The organism is Streptomyces ossamyceticus (assembly GCF_001418475.1).
GTDB lineage: Bacteria > Actinomycetota > Actinomycetes > Streptomycetales > Streptomycetaceae > Streptomyces > Streptomyces ossamyceticus.
In genome coordinates, this window is record NZ_LIQX01000547.1 from 1 (window position 1) to 13,329 (window position 13,329).

The window sequence follows — 13,329 nt, forward strand, 5'->3', positions numbered from 1 at the left end:
GTCGACTACGGCCTGCTGGACGAGGGCACGAAGGTCGGTGACGTCGAGGCGTTCGCCACCGCCCGCGCCGTGGCCCGCCGCACCGGGCTCATGCTCGGCGGCTCGGCGGGCGGAGTGGTGTACGAGGCGCTGACCCGGATGCCGTCCCTCGCGCCGGGGACGACTATGGTCGCCCTGATCAACGACGGCGGGGAGAAGTACCTGGACACGGTCTTCGACGACGACTGGATGGGCGCCCGGGACCTGCTCTCCCCCGACACCGAACGCGAGGTGGACGAGCTGCTCGCCAAGCTCCGCAGTGTCGCGCCGGACGTCCAGGGATAGTTCGTCCCGTCGTCAGCGTCCCCCCACCTCAGGAACGGAAGTCGATGCCGCCCGCCCTCGCCCGCCTCCTCGGCGACAGCCACGCCCTCGCCACGCTGGCCGTGCCGCTGGCGCTCACCCAGCTCGCGCAGGTCGCCCTCACCACCACCGACACCATCATGATGGGGCTGCTCGGCACCGAGGCCCTCGCGGCGGGCGGCCTCGCCATGGTGATCTTCAACCAGTTGCGCACCATGGGCGTCGGCATGGTCACCGCCGTCGGCAACCAGGTCGCTGCGGCCGACGCGCGGGCGGAGTCGGGCGACGCGTCGGGGACCGCCGAGGACGAGGTCCGGGACCTGGTCCGGGCGAGCCTGCTCCTGTCGACCCTCGTGGGGGTCGTCGGCGCCGTACTGATGGTACTCATCGGGCACGCCGTGATCTGGCTGGGCCAGGACCAGGAGGTGGTCGACGCCGCGAAGCCCATCCTCTACACGATGGCGCCCGGCCTGATCCCCTGTCTGTGGTTCCAGGCGATACGCCAGTTCACCGTCGGCATGCGCCGCCCGCAGGCCCTGCTGCGCATCACCCTCGTCTCGATCGCCGTCAACGCCGGCCTCAACTGGGCCTTCATCCACGGCACCTGGTTCTTCCCGGAGCTGGGCCTGCCCGGCATCGGCCTGGCCACCAGCCTGGTGTACGCGCTGTCCTGCCTGGCCCTGTACCTGTCCGCCCGGCGCGACCCCCGGCTGGCGCCCGTCCTGTCGCTCAGCGTCTGGAAGACCCGCCCCGCCACACTGCGCCGGCTGACCGGGCTCGGTACGCCGATCGCCGCCACCTACGGCTCCGAGGCGGGCTTCTTCTTCGTCGTCGCCCTGTTCGCGGGCAGCTTCGGCACGGCGGCGCTGGCCGCGCACACCGCCGTCAACCAGCTCGTCTACATCGTCTTCCAGATCGCCGTCGGCCTCTCCCACGCCGCGTCCATCGGCGTCAGCCGGGAGCTGGCGCTGCACAACCTGGCCGCGGCCCAGCGGCTGAAGGCCACCGCCGTGGCCTGCGCGGCGGCGGTGATGGCGGTGGTCGGGCTGGTGTACGTGACCGCGCCCGGCCTGGTGCTCGCGCCGTTCTTCGACACCGGTGACGCCCAGGCGGTCGACATCGCCACCCAACTGCTGCTGGTAGCTGCGGTGCTGCAGTTCTGCGACTGCGCGCAGAACATCGGCGTCGGCCTGCTGCGTGGCCTCGACGACACCAAGGGCGGCTTCCGCGTCACCCTCGTCGGCTACTGGCTGGTGGGCCTGCCCGCCGCCGCTCTCCTCGGCCTCGCCCTGGGCCTGGACACCCTCGGCATCTGGCTCGGCCTCCTCACCGGTCTCGCCACCACCGCCGTGCTCCTCCTGCGCCGCTTCGACCGCGGCCTCGGCCGGCTGTCCCGGCCCACGGAGGCGGAGCCCTCCCAGGCCTGACCGACGTCGGCACGGCGCACCGACGGGGCGTGCCCGCCGGGGTGCCGTGCTCCGTGGGGCCCCGGTCAGGTTGTGGTCGTGCCCCGTTCGGCGACGAACACCGGCTTGAGGTGCCGCTCGGGCAGGGCCTCGGGGAGCTGTTCCCAGTCGAGGACGTGGGAGACGACACGGGCGGGGTCGACCGTGCCGGATGCGGCGAGCGCGAGGGCGTCGGGCAGGTGGGCGCGGACGTTGTCGCGGGCGATCCGCAGGGTGACCCCGGTGAGGTACATGTCGAGCAGCGGCAGCTCACCGGGGCGGAAGTGGTTGCCCGCGGACTCGCAGACACCCTCGGGGGCGAGGGAGTTGACGGCGAGCACGAGCTGGTCGACGCGGCCCGTCGCCTCCACGGCGAGGTCGAAGCCGTGGCGGACCGGTTCCAGTGTCTCGGCGGTGCGGGCGCCGAAGCCCTCGGCGAGTCGGCGGTGCTCCGCGTCGGGGTCCACGTAGAGGATGTCGCGGGCGCCGAGGGCGCGGGCGATGTCGCACACGTAGAGGCCGATGCTGCCCCGGGCGACGACCAGCACCCGCGCGCCGGGGCGGGCCTTGAGGTGGGGCGCGACCAGGCGCCAGGACAACGACCAGTTGTCGCTCGCGGAGGCCATGGCGACCGGGTCGAGGCCCGCCGGCAGCGGGACGAGCATGGCGTCCGCGTACGGCACGCTGACCAGGTCGGAGAAGAGGCCGCCCCAACTGCCGCCGATCGGCGCGCCGTACATCGCCATGTGCGGTACGGAGGCGCAGTGGGCGGTGAGCCCGTCGCGGCAGTGGCCGCAGGTGCCGCAGCTGATGGACCAGGGCACGACGACCAGGTCGCCGGGGGCGACGGCGGTCACGGCGTCACCGATGTCGACGACTCGGGCGACGCACTCGTGGCCGAGGGCGAAGGGCGGTTCGATGAAGCCGTGGCCCGCCAGGATCGCCGAGTCCACGTCGCAGGAGGTCGCGGCGACCGGAGCGACGACGGCCTCGCCGGCCGACCGGACCCGGGGATCGGGGGCCTCGCGCCACTCGACGGTGCGGCGGGCGACGTATGTCAGCTCACGCATCGGCCTGCTCCGCGTTCCCCCGCGCCAGGGCGACGAGGTCGGCGTAGCGGATGACGGAGCCGCCCGCGCCCCAGGTTCCGTCCGGCTGTTCGTGCACGAGCACCCAGACGCGCGGCGCGTCGTCCGGGGCCAGGGGGTGTTGTGGAAGTCCAGTGGTGCTGTGCGGGACCTCCACAACACCCCCTGGACCGGCGGCCGCCAGGACCGTCTTCGTCGCGTCCTGGACGAGGCCGGCCTTGCGGCGTTCCGACAGGGCCCCTTGCGGCACCGTCACCTCCACGAGGAAGCGGGGCGCGTCGTCCTCGGCGGTGGTCTGGGCGCCGTCGGGCAGCTCGACGAGGTAGCTCCATGCCTGGGCGCGGAAGAACGCGGTGTCGGGCGCTCCCTCCCAGCGCAGCAGGACGGCCGCGAGGTCGCGCTGGACGGTGGCGCGGCCCTCCTCGGTGAGGGCTCCCGCAGGCACGGTCAACCGGATCATGGGCATGGCAGCTCCTATGACGATCGTTATAGACCTGGGTCACGCTAGACTATGACGGGCGTTATAGCCAGGGGCGGCCGCGACTGTGACGGGCGCCCGAGATCAGAGGGAGTGGCGTGGTGACCAGGAGCGGCAAGCCGTCGCGGGAGCGGATCGTGGCCGGGGCCGCGGACATGATCAGCCGACGCGGACTGAGCGCCACGAGCATCCGGGAGATGGCCAAGCACGCCGAGGCGCCGCTCGGCTCGACGTACCACTACTTCCCCGAGGGCAAGCAGCAACTGGCCACGGAGGCGGTGCGGTTCACCGGCGAGTGGGTCGCTCGGAGTCTGCGCAAGGAGTTGGAGGCGGGGCCGGCGGCGGGCCTGAGCGCCTTCCTGGACCTGTGGCGCGGGATCGTGGTCGGCAGTGACTTCCACGCGGGCTGCCCCGTCCTGGCGGTGGCCATCGAGGAACCCCCGGCCGACGGGGTGCCGCCCGCGCTGGTCGCGGCGGCCGAGGTCTTCGAGCAGTGGGAGGCCCTGCTCGCCGCCTCCCTGCGGGAGCACGGCGCCGGGAGCGAGCAGGCCGCGCAGTTGGCGACGCTCGTGGTGGCGGCCGTCGAGGGCACGGTGGCCATGTGCCGCGCCAAGCGCAGCACCCAGCCCCTCGATCACACCGCCGAACAGCTCCAGGCCCTCATCTCCGCCGCCACGCGGAGGTGACGCGGGGTCACGCGCCGAGCGCGGCGCGGACGGCCTTGACCTTCTCCTCCGTGAACACACCGCTGTCGAGGAGGGAGAGGACGGACAGCACACCGCCGCTGGAGCCCCAACTGCCCTCGTCGATGACCCGGAGGTTCACCCACCAGGCCGGTGACGGCTGCGCGAGCCCGCAGGCGTCGGCCAGTGCGGCGAGGACGCGTTCGATGACGGCGGCCCTGACCTCCTGCCGCCAGTCCCCGTCCATCACGGCCACGTCGATCACCATGACGTCGGCGTCCGGACCGAGGTCGGACAGCAGCCGTCCGCCGATCGCCATCATGTCCGCCCGACGCTCCACGAAGTGCACCTGGAACCCGCTCCGCGCGAGCGGGGCGAACTGCCCCACCTCCGGCACGAGGACCGCGTCCGTCAGCGTCTCGGCCAGCGTGCGGCGCCGCTCCGGGCCCAGCCGTCCGGCCGGGGTGGTGACGGTGATGATCGTCACGACCTGCTCCTATGACAGTCGTTATAGACGAGGGTCAGCGTACATGCTTCTATAACGACCGTCATAGCGGCTCGGTGGCGGCTGACCAGCGCCGTCCGCCTCAGTTCGTGGGGGTCAGGAGTTGGGTGGCGGCCAGCCGCGCGTACAGCTCGTCCTCGGCCACCAGTTCCTCGTGGGTGCCGACGGCCCGGACCCGTCCGGCCTCCATCACGACGATCCGCTCGGCGCCGGTCACCGTCGACAGACGGTGGGCCACCACCAGCACGGTCGTCTCCCGCGCCACCTCGGTGAGGACGTCCCGCAGCGCCAGCTCGTTGACGGCGTCGAGCTGCGAGGTCGCCTCGTCCAGGAGCAGCAGGCGGGGCCTGCGCAGCAGGGCGCGGGCGATGGCGACGCGCTGCCGCTCACCGCCGGACAGCTTCGAACCGCGGTGTCCGACCGGGGTGTCCAGGCCGTGGGGCAGGCGCTCGACGAGGGCGTCGAGCCTCGTCCGGGCCAGGACGTCACGGATCTCGTCGTCGCTCGCGCCGGGCGCCGCGAAGACCAGGTTCTCGCGGAGCGTGCCGGCCAGCACCGGGGCGTCCTGCTCGACATAGCCGATCGCGGCCCGCAGCCGGGGCAGCGACCAGTTCCGCACGTCCTCCCCGTCGACGAGGACCCGGCCGCCGGTGACCTCGTGGAACCGCTCGATGAGCGCGAACACCGTCGACTTGCCCGCACCGGAGGGCCCGACGAAGGCCGTCGTGCCGGTGCCCGGCACCTCGAAGCTCACCTGGTGGTGGACGTAGGGCAGACCGGCCCGGTAGCGGAAGGACACGTCCTCGAAGCGGACCGACGCCGGGCCCGGCACCGCCGCCTCCTGCCGCGTCGGGGTGTCATGCCGGGTCGGGGTGTCGTGCCGCCCGATGACCGACTCCGTCGCCAGACGTTCCACGGCCGCGATCCGGGAGATGGCTGCCGACCCTTCCTGGTAGGAGGAGGCGGCGTCGACCAGCCGGGACACCGGCTCCATCAGATAGAAGAGGTACAGCAGGAAGGCGATGAGGGTGGAGACGGGGATCGCCCCGGACGCCACACGCGCCCCACCGACGGCGAGCACCGCGAGGAAGGCCAGCTGTACGGCGAGTTCGTCGGCCGAGCCCGCCGCGGACTCCCACTTCGCGCCCTTCACACCGTGCCGCCAGGCCCGCCGCGCCGCCGCCTCCACGCGGGCGGTCTCCCGGCCCTCGGCACCGGACGCCTTCACCGTACGGAACGCGCCGAAGGCCCGCTCCAACGCGACGGAGATCTCCCCGACCGCCCGCTGCGACCGCTCGGTGGCCCGGGCGATCCGCGGCATCACCAGCGCGACGGCCCCGCCGACCAGCACGATCACGCCGAGCGTCACGCCCAGCAGCACGGCGTCGAGGAACGCCATCATCACGATCGCCGCGACGAACGCGACCGTGCCCGTGGCCGCGGAGACCACCGCCTGCGTGCTGACCGCCCGCAGCAGCGTCGTGTCCGAGGTGACACGGGACATCAGATCACCCGGCGGGATCCGCTCGAACTCCGCGATCCGCAGGCGCAACAGCCGCCCCACCACGGTGCGTCGAGCGGCCAGGACCACCGACTCCGCCGTCCGTTCCAGCACGTACGCGCCATATGCCTCGACCGCCGTGCCCACCACGACCAGCACGGTGAGCCCGATCAGAATCCCGGTGATCGTCCCACCGGAGGCCATCCGGTCCACCAGCGCCTTCGTGGCCAGCGGCTGCAACAGCGCCCCGGCGGCCCCGACCAGGGCGCACAGCAGGCCGAGGACGACGGCCCACCGGTGCGGCCGGACATACGTGTACAGGGCCCTGACCGTCTCCCGGGCGGACAGGGACGTCTCGGGGGACTCCTCCGTCGTCGGAGCGGATGCGGTGTTCACCGGGTTCCTTTCCTCGGCGGTCCATGGCGGACCGGGCGTGCTCATGTACCGGCTCAGCGGACGAGTCCGGCCGTTCCCGTGGCGAGGGCGCGTACCAGCGCTTCGGGGACCTCGGGGTGGACGACGACCAGGACGAGGGCGCCCGTCGCCAGGATCAGACCGAGGAACTCCAGGAAGTCGCCCCGGCGGGGGACGACATCACGGCCGGGTACGTCGGCCGCTGACGCGAGGGGGGTGTCGGGCTCCTCGTGCCGCGCACGGTGTGTCATGCCTCCAGCCTGGAAGCCCTGCCTCCGCACGCCCATCCGGCACCCGTCGGGTCGACCCCCGCCGAGTGGCGGAAGGGGGTCATCATCGGGTCGCACACGGGCCGGGCCGACGGAAACGCGGCTGCCGGGGTCCGCTCGGGTCGGGTAGCGTGCGCGGCATGTCGAGTCCTGAGTCGGATGACGCGGGGGCTTTCGGTCACGCCGTCAGCCCCCTGAACCACTGAACGCCCAGCCCCTGTCGTCGTACCGCCCTCCGTGGTGGGACGAGGGTGCGCTCAGGGCTGGCCGCGGTGACGAGATGACCTTCTCGTGCTTCTCCTCACCCCGGAGCCACTCGATGCCTCTCCCCCTGTATCTGCTCGCCGTGGCGGTCTTCGCCATGGGCACCTCGGAGTTCATGCTCGCCGGCCTCGTGCCGGACATCGCCTCGGATCTCGGCGTCACGGTCGGGACGGCGGGCACGCTCACGTCGGCGTTCGCCGTCGGCATGGTCGCCGGCGCTCCCCTGGTGGCCGCGCTCGCCCGCGACCGGCCCCCGCGCTCCGGCCTCCTCGGGTTCGTCCTCGCCTTCGCGGCGGCTCATGCCGTGGGCGCCCTCACCACGAGCTTCGCCGTCCTGTTCGCCACCCGGGTCGTCGCCGCGGTCGCGAACGCCGGCTTCCTCGCCGTCGCCCTGACGGCCGCCGCCGGGCTGGTCCCGCCCGACCGGAAGGGACGCGCGTTGGCCGTGCTGCTGTCGGGCACGACGGTGGCCACGGTCGCGGGTGTCCCCGGCGGGTCGGTGCTCGGCACGTCGCTCGGCTGGCGGGCCACGTTCTGGGCCGTCGCCGCGCTCTGCCTGCCCGCCGCGCTCGGCATCCTGAAGGGGATCCCGGTCGGACGCGGGAACGGCGGGGTGACCGCCAGGCCGTCCCTCACCGTCGAATTCGCCCAACTCGCCCGGCCACGGCTGCTCCTGGTGATGCTGCTGGGCTCGCTGGTGAACGCGGCGACGTTCGGTGGCCTCACCTTCCTCGCCCCCGTGGTGACCGGCACCGCCGGGCTGGGCGCATGGTGGGTCTCCGTCGCCCTGATGCTCTTCGGCGCCGGCGGCTTCGTGGGCGTGAGCGTCGCCGGCCGGCTGTCCGACCGGCGCCCGGCCGAAGTCCTCGCGGTCGGCGGACCGTTGCTGCTCCTCGGCTGGCCGGCCCTGGCCCTGCTCGCGCACGAGCCGGCCGCGCTGCTGGTCCTCGTGTGCGTGCAGGGCGCCCTGTCGTTCGCGCTGGGCGGCACGCTGATCGCACGCGTCCTCCACGAGGCGGCGGGAGCCCCCACCATGGCCGGCGCGTACGCGACGGCGGCGCTCAACATCGGCGCCGCCGCCGGCCCCGTCATCGCCGCGACCACCCTCGGCACCCGGGCCGGGGCCCTCGGGCCGCTGTGGGCGAGCGGACTCCTCGTCGCGGCCGCCCTGCTCGTCGCACCGCTGGTCGCGCTCCCTAAGGGAGCGTGATGCCGAGGCGCTCCGCCAGTTCGTCGGCCAAGACGCCGTACGTCTGCCGGATCCGTACGCCGTCGGGGCCGACGTCGAAGACGCCGCAGTCCGTGTAGACGCGGCTCACGCAGCCGACGCCGGTGAGCGGATAGGTGCAGCGGGGCACGAGCTTCGGCTCACCGGAGCGCGTGAAGAGCGTCATCATCACGTAGACGTCCTTGGCGCCGATGGCGAGGTCCATCGCGCCGCCGACGGCGGGGATGGCGTCGGGCTCACCGGTGTGCCAGTTGGCGAGGTCGCCGTCGAACGCCACCTGGTACGCCCCGAGGACGCACACGTCGAGGTGGCCGCCGCGCATCATCGCGAAGGAGTCGGCGTGGTGGAAGTACGCCGCGCCCGGCAGTTCGGTCACCGGGACCTTGCCGGCGTTGGTCAGGTCGGGGTCGACCGCGTCGCCCTCGGCCTTCGGCCCCATGTTGAGCATGCCGTTCTCGGTGTGCAGCACCACCCCGGAGTCGGCCGGCAGATGGTCGGCGATCTTGGTGGGCTGGCCGATGCCGAGGTTGACGAAGGCGCCCGCCGGGATGTCGCGTGCGATGACGGCGGCCAACTCGTCCATCGAGAGCCGGTGGTCGGCGGTCATCGGCGGCGTGGCGTCCGCCCGACCGCTCGCCGGGGTCCCCTCCGCTGCCGCGTATCCGGTCGTCGGTGTGGTGGTCATCGCGCCCCCTGCACGGTGTAGTGACGGGCCTCGACCTGGACGATCCGGTCGACGTAGATGGACGGGGTGGCCACGGCCTCGGGGTCGAGCTGCCCGGCCTCGACGACCTGGTCGACCTGGACGACGGTCGTCGTCGCGGCCGTGGCCATGACCGGTCCGAAGTTGCGGGCGGTCTTCCGGTAGACGAGGTTGCCCATCGTGTCCGCGCGGTGGGCGCTGATCAGCGCGTAGTCGCCCTTGATCGGGTACTCCAGCAGATACTTCCGGCCGTCGATCTCCCGCTCCTCCTTGCCCTCGGCGAGCGGAGTGCCGACCGCGGTCGGGCAGTAGAACGCTCCGATGCCGGCACCGGCCGCACGCATCCGCTCGGCGAGATTGCCCTGCGGCACGACCTCCAGTTCGACCTTCCCGGCACGGTAGAGGTCGTCGAAGACCCAGGAGTCGACCTGGCGCGGGAAGGAGCAGAGCACCTTGCGCACCCGGCCGGCGGCGAGGAGCGCGGCGAGCCCGACTTCGCCGTTGCCGGCGTTGTTGGACACGATGGTGAGGTCCTTGGCGCCCTGCCGGATGAGCGCGTCGATCAGGTCGAACGGCATGCCCGCCAGACCGAAGCCGCCCACGAGCACGGTGGACCCGTCCTCGATGCCGGCGACCGCCTCGTCGGCGCTCCGCAGGATCTCCGCCCTGCTCATGCGTCCACCCCCGTCACATCGCAGTTCTCCAGGACGACGGCCAGGCCCTGGCCGACCCCGATGCAGATCGCGGCGACGCCGTAGCGCTGCCTCGTCTCCCGCAGCACCTTGGCGAGCGTGCCGAGGATCCGGCCGCCCGAGGCGCCCAGGGGGTGGCCGATCGCGATGGCGCCGCCCTTCTGGTTGACGAGGGCGGGGTCGACCTTCCACGCGTCGAGGCAGGCGAGGGACTGCACGGCGAACGCCTCGTTGATCTCGACCGCGCCCACCTGGTCCCAGCCGATCCCGGCCCGGGCCAGCGCGCGGTTCGCCGCCTCGACCGGCGCGTAGCCGAAGTCCTGCGGCTCCAGCGCCATCACCCCGCGCCCGGCGATCCGGGCGACCGGGTCGGTCCCGATCGCCGCCGCGGCCCTCTCGCTGCCCAACAGCACCGCCGAGGCACCGTCGTTGAGGGGGCTCGCGTTGCCCGCGGTGATGGTGCCGCCCTGCTCCGGGGTGCGGAACACCGGCTTGAGCCCGGCGAGCACCTCCGGCGTGGAGCCGGCGCGGATGCCCTCGTCACGGGTGAGGTCGACGCCCTCGACCGGCGTCACCAGGTCGTCGTAGAAGCCCGACTCCCAGGCCGCGTGGGCGAGCCGGTGGGAGCGGGCGGCGAACTCGTCCTGCCGTTCACGGGTGATGCCGAAGCGCTCACGGAGCCGCTCGTTGGACTCGCCGAGGCTGACCGTCCACTCCTTCGGCATGCGCGGGTTGACCAGCCGCCAGCCGAGCGTCGTGGAGACCGCGGTGACGTCGCCGGCCGGGAACCCCTTCGCCGGCTTGGGCAGCACCCATGGGGCGCGCGTCATCGACTCCACGCCGCCGGTCAGCACCACCTCGGCGTCGCCGGACTCGATCAGCCTGCTGGCCGTCATCGCCGCGTCGAGGCTCGACCCGCACAGCCGGTTGACCGTGCTGCCGGGCACACTCACCGGGAGCCCCGCGAGCAGCGCGGCCATCCGGCCGACGTTGCGGTTCTCCTCGCCGGCGCCGTTGGCGTTGCCCCACACCACGTCGTCGATCGCGGCCGGGTCGAGCCCGGGCACCGTCGCGAGCGTCGAGGTGATGGCGGCGGCGGCGAGGTCGTCGGGCCGGACACCGGCCAGCGCGCCGTTGAAGCGGCCGAACGGCGTCCGCGTCGCGGCGTAGATGAAAGCACTCATGGCAGCGACGCTAATCCAGGGCCGCGATATTCTGAAGTACGCATATTCGACCTGATTGATATCGACGGCATATGGATGGCGTATGGATCTGCGGCACCTGAGGTACTTCGTGGCGGTGGCCGAGGAGCGTCACTTCGGGCGGGCCGCCGAGCGGCTCCACATGGCCCAGCCGCCGCTCTCCCAGCAGATCCGGCAGCTGGAGGCCGAACTCGGTGTCGAGCTGCTCCGCCGCACCACGCGCCGTGTCGACCTCACCGAGGCCGGCCGCGCCTATCTCGCGCGGGCCCGCGCGATCCTCGCCGACGTCGACGAGGCCGGCCATCACGCCCGGCGCGTGGCCGCCGGCACGGTGGGACATCTCGCGATCGGGTGCGTGGGCTCGGCGACGTACAGCCTGCTGCCCGCGCTCTCGCGGCGGCTGTCGGAGGCGCTGCCCGGTGTCGACTTCTCCTTCCGCGGCGAGATGCTCGCGCCCGACCAGGTGGAGGCGCTGCGCACCGGCGCGATCGATGTCGCGCTGCTGCGCCCGCCGTCGGCCGACCCCTCGCTCACCGTGCACGCCCTGCGCCGGGACCGGCTCGTCGTCGCCGTCCCGGTCGACCATCCACTCGCCCGCCGCAAGCGGCTGCGGGTGGCCGACCTGGCCGGGACGGACCTGATCGTGCACTCCGCCGACCGGCGATCGGTGATGTACGACGTCGTGATGGGCCTCCTGCGCGCCGCCGGGGTCGAGCCGCATGTCCGGCACGAGGTCGGCGAGACGTCGACGCTGGTCACACTGGTGGCCGGGGGCCTCGGGGTGGCGGTGGTGCCCGAGCCGGTGACGGCGCTGGCGCTCGACGGAGTCGCGTACCTGCCGCTGGCCGGGGCCGACGCGCGCGTGGAGCTGGCCGTCGCCCACCGCGCCGACCGCGCGGAGCCGCACCTGGAACGCACGGTGGGGATCATCCGGGCGGCGTTCTGAGGACCCCGTCGCGAGGGCGCGTCGAAGGCACGGTGGCCGGGGGCGGCGGCCGGGGCGCGGCGCTCGGGTCACACCGGCGGCGAGCCACGGCGGGCGGCGAGCCACGGCGGGCGACGGGCGACGGCGGCCCGGTCGGAGCTGCGACGTGGACGGGATGCCCGCCCGCTGGAGGTCGGGGGCGCGCTGCCCACCGGGGCGGGAGCAAGGAGGCCGACATGGCGAAGGACCGGGGCAAGGGCAAGCGGCTGGAGGAGGGCGACAAGGTCGCCTGGAGCAGTCACGGCGGCCGGGCCGAGGGCGAGGTGGAGAAGGAGATCACCGAGCGGACGGGGCCTGCACCGCAAACTCGTGCCCACGGCCGCCGAACGCTGTCTCCGGGGCCAGGGCGACGGCTCCACCCTGCCCGTCGTCGACACCGGCGAGGGCCGTCTCGGCGCGGCCATCTGCTGGGAGAACTACATGCCGCTGCTGCGCACCGCGATGTACGCCAAGGGCGTCGACCTGTGGTGTGCGCCCACCGTCGACGACCGCGACGCCTGGCAGGCGACGATGCGGCACATCGCCCTGGAGGGCCGCTGCTTCGTCCTCACGGCCGGACAGTATCTGCGCCGGGACGCGCTGCCCGACGACGTCCACCCCGTCCAGGGCAACGAGCCCGGCACCGTACTCATCGGCGGCGGATCCGTCATCGTCTCCCCGCTCGGTGAGGTCCTCGCCGGCCCCCTGCGGGACGGCGAGGGCATCCTGACCGCCGAACTCGACCTCGACGACCTCGCCCGCGCCCGGTTCGACCTCGACACCACCGGCCACTACGCCCGCCCCGACGTCTTCACCCTGCAGGTCGACGAGTCCCCCCGCGCCACCGTCACCGTCACCGGCGGTTGAACGGAGTCACCCGTCCCACGGGCACCCGACCCGAGGGAACCCGTCCGGCGGCTCCGCCCCGGAACGGGCCGCGAAGCTATCGTGCGGGGTGTGACGTTCAGTGGTGGTGGGGCAGGTGATGTGAGGCGGCCGGGTGCGCGGCTGCGGGTGACGGTGGACGCTCTGCGCGCGGCCAAGGCTCAGAGCCCGGAACTCTTCTCGTATCTGCTCGGCGGGACCGTCGACGAGGAGACGGCGCGGGCCGCGGCGGCGGACGGGGTGCCCCCGGAGTTCCTGGACTTCTGCCGTGTGCTGGACGGTGCGAGCTGCAGCCCGTCGGTGCAGATCTTCGGCCTGGAGGAGGCCCTCGGGCACCAGTTCTACTGCGATCCGATCATCGACTGCGTCCTGCCGCTGTCCCCGGAGAAGCTGTTCTGCGTCGGCATGATCCATGAGACGCCGGTCTACGTCGACCGGGCCGGCGGCGGTGTCCTCGGTATCCCCGACGAGCACCGCGAATGGCCGGACGCCGAGCGCTTCGAGCAACTGGCGCCCGGCCTGGAGGAGTTCTTCGTGGAGCGGCTGGCGACCGCCGCCTACGTACGGATCGGGCTGGTCGACGACGAGTCGGCGGAGTACGACGAGTGGCTGACCCTGCTGCGGCGGGCGGGGCTCGCGGCCTGACCCCGCCCGCCGCAGCAGGGT

14 protein-coding genes and 1 pseudogene are annotated in these 13,329 nt (G+C 73.1%); 7 read left to right on the plus strand and 8 right to left on the minus strand.

Going from position 1 to position 13,329, the window contains the following annotated elements:
• Both AOK15_RS32725 and AOK15_RS32730 read left to right on the plus strand, forming a co-directional pair.
• A pseudogene (locus AOK15_RS32725) lies at positions 1-324 on the plus strand (cysteine synthase family protein); the annotation flags it as partial.
• 44 nt (positions 325-368) lie between these two features.
• A complete protein-coding gene (locus tag AOK15_RS32730) occupies positions 369-1,769 on the plus strand; it encodes an MATE family efflux transporter (protein WP_055521942.1) in 1,401 nt (466 codons plus the stop codon).
• Positions 1,770-1,834: 65 nt separating this feature from the next.
• On the opposite strand, the gene AOK15_RS32735 is transcribed toward AOK15_RS32730, so the two are convergent.
• Positions 1,835-2,857 (minus strand): zinc-dependent alcohol dehydrogenase, encoded by a 1,023-nt coding sequence (locus tag AOK15_RS32735; protein WP_055521943.1) that lies wholly within the window; start codon positions 2,855-2,857, stop codon positions 1,835-1,837.
• Entirely contained in the window at positions 2,850-3,341 is a 492-nt protein-coding gene (locus AOK15_RS32740; protein ID WP_055521944.1) for a tautomerase family protein, read from the minus strand. The genes AOK15_RS32735 and AOK15_RS32740 overlap by 8 nt, the downstream gene beginning before the upstream one ends.
• Positions 3,342-3,454: 113 nt before the next feature.
• On the opposite strand from AOK15_RS32740, the gene AOK15_RS32745 reads away from it, so the two are divergent.
• Positions 3,455-4,039, plus strand: coding sequence for a TetR/AcrR family transcriptional regulator (locus tag AOK15_RS32745; protein ID WP_079058844.1), 585 nt, complete (start codon positions 3,455-3,457; stop codon positions 4,037-4,039).
• A 7-nt stretch (positions 4,040-4,046) separates the two neighbouring features.
• Here AOK15_RS32745 and AOK15_RS32750 read toward each other — a convergent pair whose 3' ends face one another.
• The 3 genes from AOK15_RS32750 to AOK15_RS32760 all read right to left on the minus strand — a co-directional run bounded on the left by AOK15_RS32750 (position 4,047) and on the right by AOK15_RS32760 (position 6,707).
• On the minus strand, positions 4,047-4,523 hold the full coding sequence (locus tag AOK15_RS32750) for a hypothetical protein (protein ID WP_055521945.1): 477 nt from the start codon (positions 4,521-4,523) through the stop codon (positions 4,047-4,049).
• Positions 4,524-4,623: 100 nt separating this feature from the next.
• Positions 4,624-6,438: an ABC transporter ATP-binding protein gene (locus AOK15_RS32755; protein WP_055521946.1), complete on the minus strand. Its 1,815-nt coding sequence runs from the start codon at positions 6,436-6,438 to the stop codon at positions 4,624-4,626.
• Positions 6,439-6,491: 53 nt separating this feature from the next.
• Positions 6,492-6,707, minus strand: a complete 216-nt coding sequence (locus AOK15_RS32760) for a hypothetical protein (RefSeq protein ID WP_055521947.1) — start codon at positions 6,705-6,707, stop codon at positions 6,492-6,494.
• 337 nt (positions 6,708-7,044) lie between these two features.
• Here AOK15_RS32760 and AOK15_RS32765 point away from each other — a divergent pair, with 337 nt between their 5' ends.
• Positions 7,045-8,199, plus strand: coding sequence for a Cmx/CmrA family chloramphenicol efflux MFS transporter (locus AOK15_RS32765; protein WP_055521953.1), 1,155 nt, complete (start codon positions 7,045-7,047; stop codon positions 8,197-8,199).
• Here the strand turns inward: AOK15_RS32765 and AOK15_RS32770 are convergent.
• The 3 genes from AOK15_RS32770 to AOK15_RS32780 are packed head-to-tail and all read right to left on the minus strand — an operon-like array spanning position 8,186 to position 10,796.
• Positions 8,186-8,902 (minus strand): 3-oxoacid CoA-transferase subunit B, encoded by a 717-nt coding sequence (locus tag AOK15_RS32770; RefSeq protein WP_055521948.1) that lies wholly within the window; start codon positions 8,900-8,902, stop codon positions 8,186-8,188. The two genes, AOK15_RS32765 and AOK15_RS32770, sit on opposite strands and share 14 nt — an antisense overlap.
• Complete coding sequence (locus AOK15_RS32775) at positions 8,899-9,594, minus strand: 3-oxoacid CoA-transferase subunit A (RefSeq protein ID WP_055521949.1); 696 nt, start codon at positions 9,592-9,594, stop codon at positions 8,899-8,901. Before AOK15_RS32775 ends, AOK15_RS32770 begins: the two co-directional genes overlap by 4 nt.
• Positions 9,591-10,796 carry a thiolase family protein gene (locus tag AOK15_RS32780; protein ID WP_055521950.1) on the minus strand — a complete coding sequence of 402 codons (1,206 nt, stop codon included), beginning with the start codon at positions 10,794-10,796 and terminating at the stop codon, positions 9,591-9,593. Before AOK15_RS32780 ends, AOK15_RS32775 begins: the two co-directional genes overlap by 4 nt.
• An 82-nt stretch (positions 10,797-10,878) precedes the next feature.
• On the opposite strand from AOK15_RS32780, the gene AOK15_RS32785 reads away from it, so the two are divergent.
• From AOK15_RS32785 to AOK15_RS32795, 3 genes are all read left to right on the plus strand, one after another.
• Positions 10,879-11,760, plus strand: a complete 882-nt coding sequence (locus AOK15_RS32785; RefSeq protein WP_055521951.1) for a LysR substrate-binding domain-containing protein — start codon at positions 10,879-10,881, stop codon at positions 11,758-11,760.
• 333 nt (positions 11,761-12,093) lie between these two features.
• Positions 12,094-12,645 carry a nitrilase-related carbon-nitrogen hydrolase gene (locus AOK15_RS32790; protein ID WP_276206245.1) on the plus strand — a complete coding sequence of 184 codons (552 nt, stop codon included), beginning with the start codon at positions 12,094-12,096 and terminating at the stop codon, positions 12,643-12,645.
• A 147-nt stretch (positions 12,646-12,792) separates the two neighbouring features.
• Positions 12,793-13,308, plus strand: coding sequence for a hypothetical protein (locus AOK15_RS32795; RefSeq protein ID WP_240508706.1), 516 nt, complete (start codon positions 12,793-12,795; stop codon positions 13,306-13,308).
• Positions 13,309-13,329 lie beyond the last annotated feature (21 nt).